This is a genomic window from Shimia sp. (assembly GCF_041624275.1).
Lineage (GTDB): Bacteria > Pseudomonadota > Alphaproteobacteria > Rhodobacterales > Rhodobacteraceae > Shimia.
The window spans coordinates 1-16583 of record NZ_JBFJVE010000044.1 but is presented as its reverse complement, the minus strand read 5'-3'; the positions used below and the strand labels follow the sequence as shown (position 1 = coordinate 16583).

Annotated in this window: 15 protein-coding genes and 1 riboswitch; of the genes, 3 read left to right on the top strand and 12 right to left on the bottom strand. The window is 65.4% G+C overall.

Going from position 1 to position 16583, the window contains the following annotated elements:
* From glyS to ABZD10_RS05485, 3 genes are all read right to left on the bottom strand, one after another.
* A partial coding sequence (gene glyS, locus ABZD10_RS05495; protein ID WP_372885137.1) for a glycine--tRNA ligase subunit beta occupies positions 1 to 2004 on the bottom strand: 2004 nt, incomplete at its 3' end.
* A 1-nt stretch (position 2005) separates the two neighbouring features.
* A complete protein-coding gene (locus ABZD10_RS05490; RefSeq protein ID WP_372885136.1) occupies positions 2006 to 2533 on the bottom strand; it encodes a DUF6446 family protein in 528 nt (175 codons plus the stop codon).
* Positions 2530 to 3459 carry a glycine--tRNA ligase subunit alpha gene (locus ABZD10_RS05485; protein WP_372885135.1) on the bottom strand — a complete coding sequence of 310 codons (930 nt, stop codon included), beginning with the start codon at positions 3457 to 3459 and terminating at the stop codon, positions 2530 to 2532. Before ABZD10_RS05485 ends, ABZD10_RS05490 begins: the two co-directional genes overlap by 4 nt.
* A 154-nt stretch (positions 3460 to 3613) precedes the next feature.
* On the opposite strand from ABZD10_RS05485, the gene ABZD10_RS05480 reads away from it, so the two are divergent.
* Positions 3614 to 5380: a trypsin-like peptidase domain-containing protein gene (locus tag ABZD10_RS05480; protein ID WP_372885134.1), complete on the top strand. Its 1767-nt coding sequence runs from the start codon at positions 3614 to 3616 to the stop codon at positions 5378 to 5380.
* Positions 5381 to 5458: 78 nt separating this feature from the next.
* On the opposite strand, the gene ABZD10_RS05475 is transcribed toward ABZD10_RS05480, so the two are convergent.
* The 4 genes from ABZD10_RS05475 to metZ all read right to left on the bottom strand — a co-directional run bounded on the left by ABZD10_RS05475 (position 5459) and on the right by metZ (position 11181).
* Positions 5459 to 7072: a 5-guanidino-2-oxopentanoate decarboxylase gene (locus tag ABZD10_RS05475; RefSeq protein WP_372885133.1), complete on the bottom strand. Its 1614-nt coding sequence runs from the start codon at positions 7070 to 7072 to the stop codon at positions 5459 to 5461.
* Position 7073: 1 nt separating this feature from the next.
* Positions 7074 to 8522, bottom strand: coding sequence for a TrkH family potassium uptake protein (locus tag ABZD10_RS05470; protein ID WP_372885132.1), 1449 nt, complete (start codon positions 8520 to 8522; stop codon positions 7074 to 7076).
* A gap of 213 nt (positions 8523 to 8735) precedes the next feature.
* Complete coding sequence (gene folE2, locus ABZD10_RS05465; protein WP_372885131.1) at positions 8736 to 9836, bottom strand: GTP cyclohydrolase FolE2; 1101 nt, start codon at positions 9834 to 9836, stop codon at positions 8736 to 8738.
* Positions 9837 to 9999: 163 nt separating this feature from the next.
* The gene (metZ, locus tag ABZD10_RS05460; RefSeq protein ID WP_372885130.1) at positions 10000 to 11181 is read right to left on the bottom strand and encodes an O-succinylhomoserine sulfhydrylase; all 1182 of its coding nucleotides are present in this window, start codon (positions 11179 to 11181) and stop codon (positions 10000 to 10002) included.
* A 60-nt stretch (positions 11182 to 11241) separates the two neighbouring features.
* Positions 11242 to 11319: riboswitch (SAM riboswitch) on the bottom strand.
* A gap of 105 nt (positions 11320 to 11424) precedes the next feature.
* On the opposite strand from metZ, the gene ABZD10_RS05455 reads away from it, so the two are divergent.
* Complete coding sequence (locus ABZD10_RS05455; protein WP_372885129.1) at positions 11425 to 12120, top strand: glutathione S-transferase N-terminal domain-containing protein; 696 nt, start codon at positions 11425 to 11427, stop codon at positions 12118 to 12120.
* 118 nt (positions 12121 to 12238) lie between these two features.
* On the opposite strand, the gene ABZD10_RS05450 is transcribed toward ABZD10_RS05455, so the two are convergent.
* From ABZD10_RS05450 to ABZD10_RS05435, 4 genes are read right to left on the bottom strand one after another with little or no spacing between them, the layout of a single operon-like run.
* Entirely contained in the window at positions 12239 to 12841 is a 603-nt protein-coding gene (locus ABZD10_RS05450; protein WP_372885128.1) for an inner membrane-spanning protein YciB, read from the bottom strand.
* Between the two features lie 37 nt (positions 12842 to 12878).
* Positions 12879 to 13781 carry an EamA family transporter gene (locus ABZD10_RS05445; RefSeq protein WP_372885127.1) on the bottom strand — a complete coding sequence of 301 codons (903 nt, stop codon included), beginning with the start codon at positions 13779 to 13781 and terminating at the stop codon, positions 12879 to 12881.
* Between the two features lie 48 nt (positions 13782 to 13829).
* The gene (gene ftsY, locus ABZD10_RS05440; protein WP_372885126.1) at positions 13830 to 14963 is read right to left on the bottom strand and encodes a signal recognition particle-docking protein FtsY; all 1134 of its coding nucleotides are present in this window, start codon (positions 14961 to 14963) and stop codon (positions 13830 to 13832) included.
* Positions 14964 to 15003: 40 nt separating this feature from the next.
* Positions 15004 to 15684: a lysoplasmalogenase family protein gene (locus tag ABZD10_RS05435; RefSeq protein WP_372885125.1), complete on the bottom strand. Its 681-nt coding sequence runs from the start codon at positions 15682 to 15684 to the stop codon at positions 15004 to 15006.
* A 160-nt stretch (positions 15685 to 15844) separates the two neighbouring features.
* Between ABZD10_RS05435 and ABZD10_RS05430 the strand changes: the two genes are divergently transcribed.
* Positions 15845 to 16084 (top strand): hypothetical protein, encoded by a 240-nt coding sequence (locus ABZD10_RS05430; RefSeq protein ID WP_372885124.1) that lies wholly within the window; start codon positions 15845 to 15847, stop codon positions 16082 to 16084.
* Here ABZD10_RS05430 and ABZD10_RS05425 read toward each other — a convergent pair.
* A partial coding sequence (locus ABZD10_RS05425) for an NADH-ubiquinone oxidoreductase-F iron-sulfur binding region domain-containing protein (RefSeq protein ID WP_372885123.1) occupies positions 16081 to 16583 on the bottom strand: 503 nt, incomplete at its 5' end. The genes ABZD10_RS05430 and ABZD10_RS05425 overlap by 4 nt on opposite strands.

Sequence of the window (16583 nt, the reverse complement as noted above, 5' to 3'; positions counted from 1 at the left end):
CAGCGCCTTTTCGCTGGCGTCCTCGGCGTGTTTCACATCGGCGCCGAAACTGTATTCCACCCCGTCCTTTTCCTCGGCCTGGGTCAGGATGTTGTTGGCGCGCTTGAAGCCCTGCAACAGGTTTTCGCCATCTTCGGTGCGCAGGAAAGCTTCCAAGGCGCGGGCGCGTTTCACCAAGAGGTTCAGATCGTCATTGCCCGGCATGGCAATGCAGGCGTCGATCACGTCATGGCGGATGCCTTCATCGCGCAGATAGACTTTCAGGCGGTCGTGGAAGAAGGTGAGGAGGTCGTGGCAAGAAGCAGCGACACGCGCAAGCGAAGTGGTTTCATCCGCCCACAACACTCGATCTTCATTCGACGCTGCAACTAGATCAGCGTCCGAAAACGCTGTGCCATGAGCAAAGGTTAATTCTATAGAACCTGGTGTGGGAGGCACTCTTACTATCGCCGCACCAGATTCGACCAACCACCTAATTTTAAACAAAACTTCAGCTTCAATGATCCGTTTAAGATCAATTCGACCATCATTCTCCAACACCAACCGAATAACCCCCAGTGCTGCGCGGCGCAGGGCAAAAGGGTCTTTCGAGCCGGTGGGTTTCTCGTCGATGGCCCAGAAGCCGGTCAGCGTGTCGAGCTTGTCGGCCAGCGCCACGGCCACAGACACAGGCGCGGTGGGCACGTCATCCGACGGACCAAGCGGCGAATAATGTTCCTCGGCGGCGGCCGCAACGGCATCGCTGCGTCCGGCAGCAGAGGCGTAGTAGCGGCCCATCAACCCTTGAAGCTCGGGGAATTCATAGACCATTTCCGAGCTGAGATCGGCCTTGGCGAAACGCGCCGCCTCGGCGATGACATCCGCCTCGGCCCCGACCACGCCGGCCAGTTCCTGCGCCAGCGCGGTGAACCGCGCGATGCGATCCCCTTGAGTGCCCAGCTTGTTGTGGAAGGTCACGTTGTCGAGGCTGTCGAGCCAGGCCTGCGCCCCGGCCCCGGCCACGCGCAGATCGTTTTCCCAGAAGAACTTGGCATCCGACAGGCGCGCGAAAAGCACCTTCTGGTTGCCCGCCAGAATGGTGGCGCCATTGTCCGCCGTGGTGCGGTTGGCCACGGTGATGAACTTCTCGATCCGCCCGGTCTTGGGGTTCTTCACCGAAAAGAACTTCTGGTGTTCCTTCATCGAGGTCTGCAAGACCTCGGGCGGCAGGCCGAGGAAGTCTTCGGCAATATCGCCCATCAGCACCACGGGCCATTCCACCAGCCCAGCGACCTCAGACAACAGCCCCTTGTCCTCGACCACGTCCAGACCCTGGGCAAAGGCCATGTTCGTCGCGTCGTGCCAGATGTGATCGGCGCGCTCGGCGGCGTTCAGGATCACGTGGTCGCGCTTCAGCTTGGCTTCGTAATCCTCGAAGCCGGTGACCGCGAAACGCCCCGAGCCGAGGAACCTGTGGCCTTCGGTGCGGTCGCCCGAAGCGATGCCGTCGATGTCCAGGGGCACCACGCTGTGGCCGGCCTCGTCGGTCAGAATGCACAGGATCGAGTGCAGCGGGCGCACCCAGCGCAAGGATCCCGCGCCCCAGCGCATGGATTTCGGCCATGGGAAGTTGCGGATCGTGTCCTCGAGAACCTCGGCGATGATCTCGGCTGCCGCCCGGCCGGGTTTTTCGATGCTGGCGAAATAGACCGCGCCCTTGGGTGTGTCGCGTTCTTCCAGCGCCTCGCGCGCCACGCCGGCACCGCGCAAAAAGCCCTCGATGGCCTTGTCCGGCGCGCCGACCTTGGGGCCCTTGCGCTCTTCGCGGATGGTCGGGCTTTCGGCCAGCACCCCGTCAAGCGCCAGGGTCAGGCGGCGCGGCGTCGAGAAGCCATGCGCCCCGGCATAGGTCAGCCCGGCTTCGACCAGACCGTCGGTGACACGCTTTTTCAGATCCTCGGCCGCGCGCGCCTGCATGCGGGCCGGGATTTCCTCGGAGAAAAGTTCGATAAGCAGGTCGGGCATGTCAGTGGCCTTCCGGTTTTGGCGGGCAGTGGTCCGGCGCAGGTTTGCCGTCAAAGACAACCTCGCCACAAGAGTTGATCTGATGCCAGACAAAGCCGCGTCCGTCCGACATCACGGCAACGACGCGGTCGATGCCATATTCGATATTCTCGGCGCCGAGAAAGGCCAGCGCCTCGCCGGTCTCCAGCGCCCTGCCGACTTCCTTGGCGTCGAAACAGTCGAACCAGCCCGGCGCCACAAGCGGCTCGGCCCGGTCATAGGCGACATAGGTTTCGGTCATCATCGGCAGCGATTGCGTGGTGGTGAAACAGGCGCGATAGCGGATCGGCGAGGAAGTGGCGTCAATGGCTTCGAAATCCTCGTAAAGGATCGGCTCGGGCTGGCCGGTGACCAGAAGCGTCATCTGCACGTCACCCTGTCCGGTCGCGCTGACCGGTTCGTAATAGGCAAAGACCTGCTGGTAATAGATCGCCGCGCCGGCAATCAAAGAGATCAAGACGATGGCCCCCGCGAGCAGCTTGCCGGTCACGCCGCGTGCCCCCCGGCCTCGGTCTGCACGAAGGCATCGGCGCATTGTTTGGCCAGCGCCCGCACCCGTCCGATATAGGCCTGACGCTCGGTGACCGAGATCACGCCACGCGCGTCCAGAAGGTTGAACAGGTGGCTGGCCTTGATGCACTGGTCATAGGCGGGGTGCGCCATGATGATGCGTTTGCCGGTTTTCGGGTCGACATGTTCCTGTGCAAGGATCTTGCCGCATTCGGCCTCGGCCTCTTCGAACTGCTTCAGCAGCACCTCGGTGTTGGCCACATCGAAGTTCCAGCGCGAATATTCCTGTTCGGTCTGCTTGAAGACATCGCCATAGCTGAGCGCGATCGGCGCGTCGGGGTCGTTGAAGGGCATGTCCATCACGTGATCGACGCCCAGGACATACATCGCCAGACGTTCCAGACCATAGGTCAGCTCGCCCGAGACCGGGTGGCAGTCGTGGCCACCGACCTGCTGGAAATAGGTGAACTGCGAAACTTCCATGCCGTCGCACCAGACCTCCCAGCCCAGCCCCCATGCGCCGAGCGTGGGCGATTCCCAGTCGTCCTCGACAAAGCGGATGTCATGCAGTTCCATGTCGATGCCGATGGCCTCGAGGCTGCCGAGATAGAGCGCCTGAAGATCGGGCGGCGAGGGTTTGATCAGCACCTGATACTGGTAGTAGTGCTGCAACCGGTTGGGGTTCTCGCCATAGCGCCCGTCGGTGGGGCGGCGCGAGGGCTGCACATAGGCCGCCGCCCAGGGGTTGGTCCCCAGAGACCGCAGCGTGGTGGCCGGGTGGAAGGTGCCCGCGCCCACTTCCATGTCATAGGGCTGCATCACGGCACAGCCCTTTTCGGCCCAATAGGCCTGAAGCCGCAGGATGATCTCCTGAAAACTGCGCGGTTTGCTGTCGTTCTGAGCCATGGAACCACCTTCTGGAATGTCGGGGGATTACCTATGACGCCACAGTCTTGGGGTCAATTGCGTGCTGACGCAAAATTGGGGTGCATGCAACGCCGGATTTGATAAAGATGAGGATCAAACACCAGTTATCCTTTTGCAGGGGCCCCGAAGCCATATGTTCCGCGTTTTCCTTTCGCTTTGTTTTTTCGCCATAGTCTCGGCTCACAGCGCCATTTCCCAGACCTCCCCCGAAACCGTATGGGTCCAGATCGAGGCCCAGCCCAGCCTGACCGTGGCCCAGCAGCGCGCCCGCACCTATGCCCGCGACATGCAGGACGTGAACGGGTTTTCGCTGGGCGGCGGCTGGTACGCCCTGGCGCTTGGCCCCTATTCGCGCCCCGATGCGCAGCGGGTGCTGAATGTCCTGCGCAGCGAGCGGCTGATCCCGCGTGACAGCTACATCACCGACGCCCGGACCTTTCAAAGCCAGTTCTGGCCGGTGGGCAGCGATGCGCTGACCGCTGCGGCCGAGACCGAAACCGAGGCCGAGGCGCAGCAGAGCCCGGCCGAACAGGTGGCCATGGCCGAGCCGGAACCGGCGCCCGAACCCGAGCCGGTGGACGAGACGCCGCGCGAGGCGCGGCTGGGGGAATCGCGGCTCGGCAAGGAAGAGCGCAAGGAACTGCAGGTCTGGCTCAGATGGGCCGGGTTCTACGATGCCGCGATCGACGGCGATTTCGGGCGCGGCACGCGGCGCTCGATGGCGGCCTGGCAAAGCGAGAACGGCCACGAGCCGACCGGCATCCTGACGACCCTCCAGCGCGCCAAGCTGCGCGGCCAGTATTTCGCGGTGCTCGAAGGCATGGACATGCGCCTTGTGACCGCGCCCGAGGCGGGGATCGAAATGCGCCTGCCGATGGGCGTGGTGACGCCGGCCGACACCGAATTCCCCTTCCAGCGTTTTGCCGCCAGCGGCGATATTCCGGCACAGGTGGTGCTGATCAGCCAGGCCGGCGATCAGAACACGCTGTTCGGGCTCTACGACATCATGCAGACGCTCGAGATCGTGCCGCTCGAGGGCGAGCGCACGCGCAAGGGCAACAGCTTTTTGCTGACCGGCCGCAACGAGCGCATCGTCTCCCATACCGAAGCCAGCCTCAGGGACGGCGAGATCAAGGGCTTCACGCTGGTCTGGCCGGCCGGCGACGAAGAGCGCCGCAGCCGCATTCTCGAAGACATGCGGTCTTCGTTCACCCGCCTCGACGGGGTACTGGACCCGGCCGCCGGCAGCAACGCGGAACAAAGCATCGACCTGGTGTCGGGGCTGGAAATCCGCAAGCCGAAACTGTCGCGCTCGGGCTTTTTCGTCGATGGCGCGGGCACGGTCGTCACCGCCGCCGAAGCGGTGCGCGAATGCACGCGCATCACGCTGGAAAACGCCTATCCGGCCGAGGTTGTCGCCCGCGACGAGGCACTCGGCATCGCGGTGCTGCGCCCCGAGGGGGCCCTGTCGCCGATGCGCGTAGCCGGCCTGCGCGAGGGCGATGCCCGGCTGCAATCCGAGATCGCCGTGGCCGGCTATTCCTATGGCGGCCTGCTCGGCGCGCCGACGATGACCTTCGGCACGCTTTCGGATGTCCGCGGGCTTCAGGGTGAAAGCGAACTCAAGCGGCTGGCCCTGACGGCCCAGCCCGGCGACGTCGGCGGCCCGGTTCTCGACGGCCAGGGCGGCGTCATGGGCATGCTGCTGCCCAAGGTCACCGAGGCCGGACGGCAATTGCCCGAGGACGTCAGTTTCGCGCTCGGCTCTGACACCATCCGCAGCCTGCTGGGCGATATGGGTCTGCGCGCGACCGGCGCTGCCGGCGACAGCGGACAGGCGCCCGAAGACCTGACCCGCCTGGGCAGCGAAATGACGGTGCTGGTGAGCTGCTGGAACTGATCCGGCCAGCCCCTGAAACAGGATGCAGAACAAGGCCGCGGGATCTCCCCGCGGCCTTTTGCGTTCATGCGGCCGGGCTCAGGCGCCCAGCGCCGGGGTCATCCGGATAAGGGTCGGGCGGTCGGCCCCGAGGGCCGCAAGCAGGGCCTCTTGCAGGGCGTCCAGGGTCGCCGGTTCGGCGGCATGGGCGCCGTAGGCCTCGGCCAGCCTGCAAAAATCCGGGTTCCGGGCCACCACCGCGTTGGGCGCGATCTGGGACTGCACCATGGCGTCCTCGATCTCTTTCAGCTTGCTGTTGTCCCACAGCAGGATCGGCATCGCCAGCCCCAGTTCGACGGCGGTTCCCAATTCCTGCAGCGTGTACTGAAACCCGTAGTCGCCGGCGATGCAGAGCGTCGGCAGGCCGGGCCGCGCCAGGGCGCCGCCGATGGCCGCCGGCAGCGCGTAACCAAGGGTTCCGAAACCCGTCGGATGGTGCCAGTGTCCCGGGCGATCCATGTCCCAGACCTCCTTGGCGACATAGGCGAACTGGGTCATGTCGGAATAGATCATCGCCTGTTGCGGCATCACCGCGCGCAGCGCATCGCAGATCGGCACGATGCCCGGGCGGTCGCTGTCAGCCTCGGCGCGCCAGCGCTGCCGCGCAGCGGCGATTTCGGCGGCATCCCATTTCGCTGCCGCTCCGGCCTGCGGCAGATGGGCGACAAGCCCGCGAACGAACGCCATGGCATCGGCGCGAAAGGTGATCTCGGCGCGATGCTCGTCGGCCAGCACCTCGGGGTCGATGTCGACCCGCACCAGCGTGCCACCGTGCCCCAGCCGGTTGCGCCACAGGTCGCATTCGGAGAGTTCGGTGCCGATGGCGACGACCATGTCGGCCCCGCCCAGAATGGTTTCGCTTTCCGCGCGGCCAAGGTAGCAGCCAAAGCTCATCGGCTCGTCCGCCGCCAGAAGGCCGGAACCGGCATAGGTCATGAAGGCCGCCGCACCGCTGCGCCGGATCATCTCGCGGACCGGCGCCGGATCGGCGGCCTGGCCGGACTCTGCGCGCCGCGCAAGCCCGCCACCAAGGATGAACAGCGGCCGTTTCGCGGCCCTCAGCTTGCTGGCGAAACCCTCGAGCCCCGCCAGGCCTTGCGGGCCGGACGTCCCGGCAGCGGCCGCCTCAGCCGGCGCCGGGGCGGCCTCCTGCCCCAGCAGCGCGATCGGCACCTGAATGTGCTTGGGACGCGGCCGTCCGGCGCGGAATTCCGCCAGCGCCCGATCGACCAGCGTATAGGCGGCCGCCGCGCTCTGCGCCGTTTCGCTCCAGTCGCAGACCGTGGCCGCCGCGCCCTGCTGATCGCGCATCTGGTGCAGCTGGCCGCGCCGTGCCGCCGCCTCGTCGAGGCAGGAGGACAGCACCAGCATCGGCACGCTGTCGCTATAGGCCTGCCCCATCGGGGTCATGATGTTGCACAGGCCGGGGCCGGTGATGACATAGGCCACACCCGGACGCCCCGAAGCGCGGGCATAGCCATCGGCCATGAAGCCCGCCCCCTGCTCGTGGCGCGCCAGCACGTGGCGGATCCCGGCCTCTTCGATGCCGCGATACATCTCGACGTTGTGAACGCCGGGAATGCCGAAGATCGTGTCGATGCCGCGCGCCTTCAGCATATGCGACAGCTGCGCGCCAAGTGGTCGGCCGCTCATGTCAGGCCCTCCAGAACTGGGTGGTCAGGATGGCATAGACCGCCAGCAGCTCGAGCCGCCCGATCAGCATGCCGGCGCTCAGAACCCATTTGGCAGTGTCGTTGAGCGAGGCGAAATTGCCGGCCGGCCCGATCCGCTCGCCCAGGCCGGGGCCGATATTGGCCAGCGCGGCTGCGGCGCCGGACAGCGCAGTGGTGAAATCCAGCCCGGTCAGCCCCAACACCACCGCCAGCAGCCCCATGGTGACCGTGAAGAAGACAAAGAAGGACATCACCGAGTTCAGCACCTCCTCGTCGATGCGCCGCCCCTGATAGCGGGGCGTGAACACGCCGCGCGGCTGCTGGATCTGCAACAGCTGGATCTTGATCGAGGCAAAGAGCAGCTGGTAGCGGAAGACCTTGATCGAGCAGGCGGTCGACCCGGCGCAGCCGCCGATCAGCCCGGTAAAGAACAGCACCACCACCGGAAAGCTGCCCCACATCATGTAGTCGGTACTGGCATAGCCGGTGCCGGTCAGGATCGACACCGTGTTGAACAGCACCTTGCGGATACCGGCTTCGGTCTGCACGCCGGCGACCAGGAACTGCCACAGGCCGATCACCGCCACGATCGCCGCCGCGGTCAGGAAGAAGGCCCGGATCTGGCTGTCTCCGAACAAGGGCTGCGCGCTGCCCGCGGTAAGCTGGACGAAACGCACGAAGGGCAGCGCGGCCAGCAGCATGAAAACCACGGCGACATATTCCGCGCCGCCCGCGAAGGCCCCGAAGGAGGCATCGTAATTGGCAAAGCCGCCGGTGGCGATCGTGGTCATCGCATGCACCGTGGCGTCAAAGCCGTTCATCCCGGTCATCAGGTAGGCCAGCGCGCACATCATGGTCAGCGCCAGGTAGATCACCGAGATCCGCGAAGAGATTTCCGTCGCCCGCGGCAGGATCTTGCCAAAGGTATCGAAGCCTTCGGAGCGGAAGATCTGCATGCCGCCGACCCGCAGCTCGGGCAGGAAGACCATGGCGACGACAATGATGCCGATACCGCCCAGCCACTGCAGCAGACCGCGCCACAGCAACAGCCCCTTGGGCAGTTCCTCGAGCCCGGAAAACACCGTCGAGCCGGTGGTGGTGAGACCCGACATCGCCTCGAAGAAGGCATCGACAAAGCGGGCATCGGTCTCGCCGAGCAGAAACGGCAGGGCGCCGAACAGGGGCAGGGTCAGCCAGACCCCGGTGGTCAAAAGAAAGGTCTGCTGGATGGTCAGCCCCTTGCCCTTGGCGGTCTGACAGGACAGGGCAACGAAGCCGCCGGTCACGAAGGTCAGGATCGCGGATTCCAGAAACACCGGCCAGTGGTCATTGCCCGAGGCGAAATCGACCAGCATCGGCAACAGCATGGTCAGACCAAGCAGGGCCACCAACAGGCCGATCACGTATCCGACGGGTCGCAGGTCAATCATGAGCGCAGCGTTGGCGCGCAGGCTCGCCGGTGTCAAGCATCCAGTTGGCGCCGGCACCGGGCCGGCGCGCGGCGCAAATGGCCGGTTTCCCGAATGAGGTTCGAGCCCCGCCACCCGCCTGCGACCGATGCGACACGGGGCATAGCCGTCGCCCGCATCGCCCGAACGCCATACGGTATTTCAACAATCGGGACGAAGGGCCGCGCGCCCCGCTCAGCCGACGTGGAACAGGGTGTTGAACAGTTTCGGGTCCAGCGAAGCCGAGGCAAAGAAAGGCCCATCGGTCAGGATCGACACCGCGTCATGGCTGTGCAGGCTTTCCTGATGGCTGGCCACGACGCGGAAATCGCCGATACGCGGATCGGCCTTGAGCTGCTCGCAGAACAGCCGCGCGGCGTCCTCGACGAAAATCGGGTTGGCGGCGTTGAGCTCGGCAAAGGCCTGTTCGTCCTCGCGCTTGACCATGATCTGAGTCTCGGTCGGCACCGCGCGCCGGCACATGTCGATCAGGTCCTCGAACCACAGCCGCCCGCCCGGCAGCACCTGCACCGAGATCCGCGCCACCGAGCGCTGCGAATGCGGCGTCGCCAGCTGCCCGCGCGACTGGCGCGCATGTTCGCTCAGCTCCAGCGAACAGGGGCAGGTCGAGGAGTAGACATAGTCCAGATGCATCACCTTGTGCAGCGCCCCGCCGACCTGCACCTTTTCCATGGCGATGTCGTAATACTGATAGCCCTCCAGCCCCGAGCGCAGCGAGGCGATGCGCATCGGATAGCTGAACCGCATCTGGATGCGCGCATCGACGGTTTCCAGATCGCTGACATAATCCGCCAGCGCCTGTTCCATCACATCAAAGCTGAAGGTCTTTTCCGCGTGCTTGTAGAAAGACCGCATGATGCGCGACATGTTGATGCCCTTTTTCTCGGCATCCAGACTGACGGTTCCGGTGACGCTGGTTTCCAGCGTCACATCGCCATTGTCGCGCGAATGATAGCGGATCGGCAGGCGGAAATTGGAAATCCCCACATGCTGGATCTGCTGCTTTTCCCCCTTGATCAGGCTCGACGGGCCGTTCTGCAAATCGGGCAGCGAGGCACGATAGGCCTCGTCGACCCGGAAGTCCTGCGGGTAGTCGCGCGACAGATCGGGATAGTTGGCCAGCGGCTGGTCCGGCAACAGCCGCGCAATCGCCGGGTCGAGCTCGGCGATTTCGGTCGGCGTCGCGCTGGCGGCCCAGGCGCGCAGCCGGGCCAGCGCCTCGACCGCCTCGCGGCGGGCGCCTTCGTCCTTGGAATCGGGCGATTGGATGTTCATGCGTTTCTGCCTTTTCGCGTCCTGCGGCCAAATTACACTAGTGCATATGGGCAGGAATATCCAATTTCGAAAGGAAAAGCCCCGGAAACGACGCTTTTTCTCGTCGTCACCGGGGCCTGATGGCCGTTGCCGCCTGCCGGATGCGCCGCGCGCCGGCCGCGCCTCAGACCCTGTCCAGCGCCGCGGTCACGTCGCCGATAAGGTCGTCGACATCCTCAAGACCGACCGAGAAGCGCACCAGCCCGGGGGTGATCCCCAGCTCGACCTTCTGCGCCTCGGGAAGCCGCTGATGGGTGGTCGTCGCCGGGTGGGTGCAGATCGACTTGGCATCGCCGAGGTTGTTCGAAATCACCGCCACCTCCAGCGCGTTGAGAAAGCGGAAGGCCCCCTCCTGCCCGCCGGAGATCTCCAGCGACAGCACCGTGCCGCCCTTGCCGCCAAGCTGGCGCTGCACCAATGCGTTCTGGGCATGGCTGGCCAGCCCCGGGTAGATCACCTGCGCCAGCTTGGGATGGCCGTCCAGCGCCGTGGCCAGTTTCAGCGCGCTCTCGGCCTGGGCACGCACCCGCAGGTCGATGGTTTCCAGCCCCTTGAGCATGACCCAGGCGTTGAAGGGCGACATGCTGCCGCCGGTGTGTTTCATATAGGGTTCGACGGTGCCGCGAATGTAGTCCTTGGTGCCAAGGATGACCCCGCCCAGGGTGCGCCCCTGGCCGTCGATATGCTTGGTTGCGGAATAGACCACCACATCGGCCCCCTGGGCGATGGCATCGGAAAACACCGGGGTCGAGAAGACATTGTCGACGACCACCGTCGCGCCCACCGCATGGGCGATCTCGGCCACGGCGGCGATGTCGATCACCTCGAGCGTCGGGTTGGACATGGATTCGAAGAACACCGCCCGGGTGTCGGCGCGCATCGCCGCCCGCCAGGCCTCGAGATCGGTGCCATCGACCAGCGTGACCTCGACCCCGAACCGCGCCAGAACCTCCTCGAGGATATACAGGCACGAGCCGAACAGCGCCCGCGCCGCGACCACGTGATCGCCGGCCTTGACCAGCGAGGTCAGGGCCCCGTTCACCGCCGCCATGCCAGAGGCGGTGGCAAAGGCATCCTCGGCCCCTTCCAGCAGCGCGATGCGGTCTTCGAACATGGCCACGGTCGGGTTGCCGTAGCGGCCATAGATGAACTCGTCCTCGCCGGCCTGCAGAAACCGGGCCTCGGCCTGTTCGGCAGTGTCATAGACAAAACCCTGGGTCAGGAAGATCGCTTCGCTGACCTCGTTGTACTGACTGCGGCGGGTGCCGCCATGAACCAGGTTGGTGCGCGCTCTGCGTTGGCTCATCATGTCCTCCTGTGGCCCTTGCGGCCAAATAAAAACCCCCGATCGGCCAAGCGAACAGGGGTTTCCTTCGTCCTGACCTCTTTAGCGGTGTGTTTAACGTGGCCCGCAATCCGGTAACAAATCGCCACGCAGCGGTCTTTAATCCCGCCGGGCCGCTGCGTCAACTCCCGCCGGGCGCGGCGCCGGGCTTGCCTCGGGCCACATTCCGCGCATCATGTGGGGAAAACCACGAGGGCCCCGCAGATGATCGACCTCTATTTCTGGCCCACCCCGAACGGGTGGAAAATCTCGATCGCGCTCGAGGAGATGGCGCTCGACTATCGCACCCGCCTGGTCGATATCGGCGCCGGCGACCAGTTCGCCCCCGACTTCCTCGCCATCTCTCCCAACAACCGCATGCCGGCGATCGTCGACCACGACGGCCCCGGCGGGCGGCCGATCCCGGTCTTCGAAAGCGGCGCCATCCTGCTCTATCTGGCGCGCAAGACCGGGCGGTTCGGCGGCAGCGACGAACGCCAAAGGGTGGCGGTCGAGGAATGGCTGATGTGGCAGGTGGGCGGGCTCGGCCCGATGGCCGGGCAGGCCCACCATTTCCTGAAATACGCCCCCGCCATGGAGCCCCCCAACGACCTGCCCTACGCCAAGGACCGCTACCGCACCGAGGTGGCGCGGCTCTACGGCGTGCTCGACCGCCGGCTGGCGGCGCGGGAATATGTCGCCGGCGATTTCTATTCGATCGCCGACATGGCGATCTGGGGCTGGGCCTCGCTCTGGGAGGGCCAGCAGCAGAGCCTCGAGGACAAGCCGCATCTGGCGCGCTGGCTCGACAGCGTCGGCGCCCGCCCCGCAGTGCGGCGCGGCCGCGCGCTCCATGCCGAGAAACGCGCCGATTTCCGCCGCGATTCCGGCGCCCAAAGCGTCCTGTTCAAACGCAACTGAAGCACACGCCGCTGCCCCCGGCTTCATCTCTTGCCAAATACTCCGGGGGAAAAGCGGCCATGGCGCAGGCATGGCCGCTTTGGGGGCAGCGCCCCCCGCAACGCCGATGCTAAACGGTCTATTCGCCCTTGTCGGCGGCGTATTTCTGAAGAACCCCGCCCTGGGTCATGAAAAACCCGAACACCGCCGCCGTCAGGCCGAAGGTCTTGAAATAGACCCAGGTATCGGTGCTCTGGGTGCGCCAGACCACCTCGTTCAGCAGCGCCAGCGACAGGAAGAACCAGGTCAGGCGACGGGTCAGGATCATCCAGCCGGCTTCCTGCAGCGGCAGCACCTCTTCCATCACGTATTTGAGATAGGAGCGACCGCGCAGCAGGCCGAAGCCCAGCACGCCGCCGAACAACAGGTAGATCATCGTCGGCTTCATCTTGAAGAACCGGTCGTCATTCAGCCACACCGAGAGCCCGCCGAAGACCACCACCAGCACCAATGTGGCGATCTGCATTTTCGACAGATGCCCGGTCAGCTTCCACAACAGTCCCATCGACAGCATCATCAGCGGCACGAAGCCGGCAGTGACGATGATGAAACCGTCATAATCGGTGCCCGCGATGACAAAGCTGCTGTCGCGCAGTTTCAGGTAGGCGACGAAAAACGCCACGATCGGCCCCAGCTCGAGCCCGGTTTTCAGCATCGGATTGATCTTGGTCTTGTCGCGCATGGGCCACCTGCCTGGTTTCAGACCCTATCTGGCCCATTCAGCCCCCGAGTTCAACCAGCACCGCCCCCGCCGCGATCATCACCATCAGCGCGATGCGGCGCGGGCCGACGGTCTCGCGCAGGACCAGCCAGCCGATCAGCGCCGCGAAGACCGGCGAGGTCTCGCGCAGCACCGCCGCCTCGCCGACCTTGCCAAGCCGCGTCGCCAGCATCACCGAACCAAAGCTGCCCCAGGCCACCAGCGCCCCGGCCAGCCCCCTCAGGAACAGGGGTTTCAGGGGCGGCGGATAGGCCATGCTGCGCAGGCGCAGCGCCGCCAGCACCGGGAAATCCAGCGAGGTCAGGAAGAAGAACCACATCAGGAAGGTAAAGGGGTTGGCGGTGGCGCGGATGCCATAGGCGTCATAGGTGGTGTAGACCGCCACCATCGCCCCGGTGCCCACCGCCAGCCACAGTGCCGGCACCAGCGTCTCACGCTCACTCTGCACATGCACGAGATTGTAGACAGCCAGGCCAAAGATCCCGCCCAGCAGCACCAGCACCCCCAGCCACTGCACCCCGCCAAAGCTTTCGCCAAAAATCACCCAGGCCCCGATCACCGTGAACAGCGGCCCGGTGCCGCGCACCACCGGATAGACCACGGTGAAGGCGCCGCGCGCATAGGCCAGCGCCTGGCCGAACTTGTAGATGAAATGGATCACCATCGCCCCGGCCAGCAACAGCCAGATATGCCCCTCGGGCCAGGGCACCAGAAACAGCGCCACCGGAGCCGAGATCAGCACCAGTGCGAAGTCGATGGCGCCGCGCGACAGCCAGGGATCATGCCGCCCCTTCTGCAGCGCCCCGAAAACCGCGTGCAGAAAGGCCGCAACCAAGGCCAGGATCAAGGCGACCCGTTCGCCCGCCTCGGTGCCCTCGATGGAAATCAGCCAGTCACTCATCGCGCCGCCCCGCCGCCCGTGTCACCCGCCGGGACGCCATGCCCCGGCTCAGGCGCGGCCCAGCCCGGTCAGCGCGGCGGTGAATTCCTCGGGGTCGAAGGGGGCCAGATCGTCGATTTTTTCACCAACGCCGATGGCATGGATCGGCAGGCCGAACCTGTCGGCCAGCGCCACCAGCACGCCGCCCTTGGCGGTGCCGTCGAGCTTGGTCATCACCAGCCCCGACACATCGGCAAGCTTCTGGAAGGTCTCGACCTGGCTGAGGGCGTTCTGCCCGGTGGTGGCATCAAGCACCAACAGCGTGTTATGCGGCGCCTCCGGGTCCTTCTTGCGGATCACCCGCACGATCTTGGCCAGTTCCTCCATCAGATCGGCGCGGTTCTGCAACCGGCCCGCCGTGTCGATCATCAAGAGGTCGGCGCCCTCTTCCTGCGCCTTGGTGATCGCATCAAAGGCCAGGCTGGCCGGGTCCGAGCCTTCCGGCGCGGTCAGAACCGGCACCCCGGCCCGCTCGCCCCAGACCTGCAACTGTTCCACCGCGGCGGCGCGGAAAGTGTCTCCGGCGGCGATCACCACCGATTTGCCGGCCGCCTTGAACTGGCTCGCCAGCTTGCCGATGGTGGTGGTCTTGCCCGAGCCGTTGACCCCGACCACCAGCACCACCTGCGGTTTGGTCGCATAAAGCGGCAGCGGCTTGGCCACCGGCTCCATGATGCGCGCCACCTCATTGGCCAGCGCGGTCTTGATCTCTTCGGTCGACAGCCGCTTGCCGAACCGGCCCTCGGCGATATTGGCGGTGACGCGCAGCGCCGTGTCGACCCCCATATCCGAGGCGATCAGCAGTTCCTCGAGCTGTTCGAGCATGTCGTCGTCCAGCACCCGCTTGACCACCGGCTTGCCGGCAGCGCGCCCGGTGAGCCGCGCCAGCAGCCCCGGCTTGGCGCCATCCTGCGGGGCGGTTTCGGCAGCGGCGGGCGCGGGCACGGGATCAGGGTCCGGCGCGGCGATTGGTGCCGCCTCTGCAACCGCGGCGGCGGCGGTCTCGGGCGGGGTTTCCGGGCGGGTCTCGGCGCTGTCGGCGGCGCTTGCTTCACCGCCATCCTCGACAATCGCGTCCAGCCCCTCTTCGAGTTTGGAAGAAGACTTGAACAACCTGTCCTTGAGCTTGGAAAAAAACGCCATTGGGGCCTCCGGAAAACGTCTTCCCCCAAGTAATGCGGCTTTAGCGGAATTGGAAGAGCGGCGTTGCCCAGCCCGCCCCGGCGAGGATCGCCAGTTGCCCACCGACATAAAGCCCCCAGAGCACCACCGAGGCCGGAACCTGCCAGCGCGCGCCCTCGCCCATGCGGAACAGTTGCAGCGACAGGATCGTGTCCGAGGCGATGAAGGCAAAGGCGCCGAGCATCGCCAGCATCCGCCCCTCGAGGCCCAGCGCGGTGATCCCCATCAGCGAGATCAGCAGCACATAGACCCGCACCGGCCAGCGCAGATCGCCGGTATGCGGCACCAGCCAGCGCTCGGTCGAGAGGGCGAAGACCACGACCGGCAGCGCGGCAAGGCTCAGAGCGACCCCGCCCGAGAGGGCCGCGAAATGCAGCACATAGACCAGATGCGCGGCGGCAAAGCCGACCAGCCCGGTCAGAAAGGCCCGCCGGCCGGGGCGCGACAGGGCGATGTCGCCGACCGCCGACAAGAGCAGCGCCACGATCACCAGCGGGGCGGCGAATGTGGTCAGCCCGGCAAGGGCGAAACTCAGCAGCGGCACCGCCTTGACCAGGGTCTTGGCGCCCGAGGGGCCGCGATAGCAGAACACCGCCGCATAAAGCAGCGCCGCCAGCAGCCCGAGCAGCAATAGCCCGGCGCGCAAGGATTGCCGCAATGCGATTTCTTCCAGAAAGGTCATGCTTGGCCCCGCCCGAGTTCCGGTTGCAGCGTGACCCTAGCGCGGCTTTTGCAGATTGTCTCGCCTGTCGTCAGGACATGTCGCGGGCCGATTTCTCTGGCCACGGCGCGCCTCGGCGCCTAGCCTGAAAAGCCTATCGCAACATCCCAGCGGAGGTTCCATGTCAGACAGTTCAAAACCAGCCACCTGGCGCGTGGTTATTGCCTTTATTCTGGATCTGTTCGCCAGCTTCATGGTCTTTGGCTATATCATCGCCGCGATCACCGGCGACACCACCGAGGGCGGATTTTCCCTCAATGGTGGGCCGGCAATCGCCCTGTTCGCGCTGGTGATCGCCTATATGGTGCTGATGCCGCGCTATGGCGGGCGGCTGTTCCAGCGGCTGTTGCGGGTGCGTTAGATCTCGTCCGCGAAATGCTTCATCGTCAGGCGGATCGGGTTCGGCGCCGCCTGACCCAGACCGCAGATCGAGGCATCGACCATGGCTTGGCTCAGCTCTTCCAGAAGGCCGGTGTCCCAATGCTCGGCCTGCATCAGCTTGACCGCCTTTTCGCAGCCGACCCGGCAGGGCGTACACTGACCACAGCTTTCATCCTCGAAGAAGCGCAGCATGTTCAGCGCCGCATCGCGGGCGCTGTCCTGATGGCCCAGCACCACCACGGCAGCTGAGCCGATGAAGGTGCCATGCGGCTGCAACATGTCGAAATCCAGCGGGATGTCATTCATGCTGGCCGGCAACAGACCCGAAGATGGGCCGCCCGGCTGATAGGCCTTGAATTCATGCCCCTCGGCCATGCCACCGCAGGCGTCGATCACATCCATGATGGTCGATCCCGAGGGCAACAGATGCACGCCCGGATTTTTCACGCGGCCCGAGACCGAGAAGGACCGCAGCCCCT

What these genes read in the sequence shown, in the direction of transcription:
- ABZD10_RS05485 (WP_372885135.1), bottom strand. Translation starts at nt 3,459, where the DNA reads ATGGCTCAGAACGACAGCAAACCGCGCAGTTTTCAGGAGATCATCCTG.
- ABZD10_RS05480 (WP_372885134.1), top strand. Translation starts at nt 3,614, where the DNA reads ATGTTCCGCGTTTTCCTTTCGCTTTGTTTTTTCGCCATAGTCTCGGCT.
- ABZD10_RS05475 (WP_372885133.1), bottom strand. Translation starts at nt 7,072, where the DNA reads ATGAGCGGCCGACCACTTGGCGCGCAGCTGTCGCATATGCTGAAGGCG.
- ABZD10_RS05470 (WP_372885132.1), bottom strand. Translation starts at nt 8,522, where the DNA reads ATGATTGACCTGCGACCCGTCGGATACGTGATCGGCCTGTTGGTGGCC.
- folE2 (WP_372885131.1), bottom strand. Translation starts at nt 9,836, where the DNA reads ATGAACATCCAATCGCCCGATTCCAAGGACGAAGGCGCCCGCCGCGAG.
- metZ (WP_372885130.1), bottom strand. Translation starts at nt 11,181, where the DNA reads ATGAGCCAACGCAGAGCGCGCACCAACCTGGTTCATGGCGGCACCCGC.
- ABZD10_RS05455 (WP_372885129.1), top strand. Translation starts at nt 11,425, where the DNA reads ATGATCGACCTCTATTTCTGGCCCACCCCGAACGGGTGGAAAATCTCG.
- ABZD10_RS05450 (WP_372885128.1), bottom strand. Translation starts at nt 12,841, where the DNA reads ATGCGCGACAAGACCAAGATCAATCCGATGCTGAAAACCGGGCTCGAG.
- ABZD10_RS05445 (WP_372885127.1), bottom strand. Translation starts at nt 13,781, where the DNA reads ATGAGTGACTGGCTGATTTCCATCGAGGGCACCGAGGCGGGCGAACGG.
- ftsY (WP_372885126.1), bottom strand. Translation starts at nt 14,963, where the DNA reads ATGGCGTTTTTTTCCAAGCTCAAGGACAGGTTGTTCAAGTCTTCTTCC.
- ABZD10_RS05435 (WP_372885125.1), bottom strand. Translation starts at nt 15,684, where the DNA reads ATGACCTTTCTGGAAGAAATCGCATTGCGGCAATCCTTGCGCGCCGGG.
- ABZD10_RS05430 (WP_372885124.1), top strand. Translation starts at nt 15,845, where the DNA reads ATGTCAGACAGTTCAAAACCAGCCACCTGGCGCGTGGTTATTGCCTTT.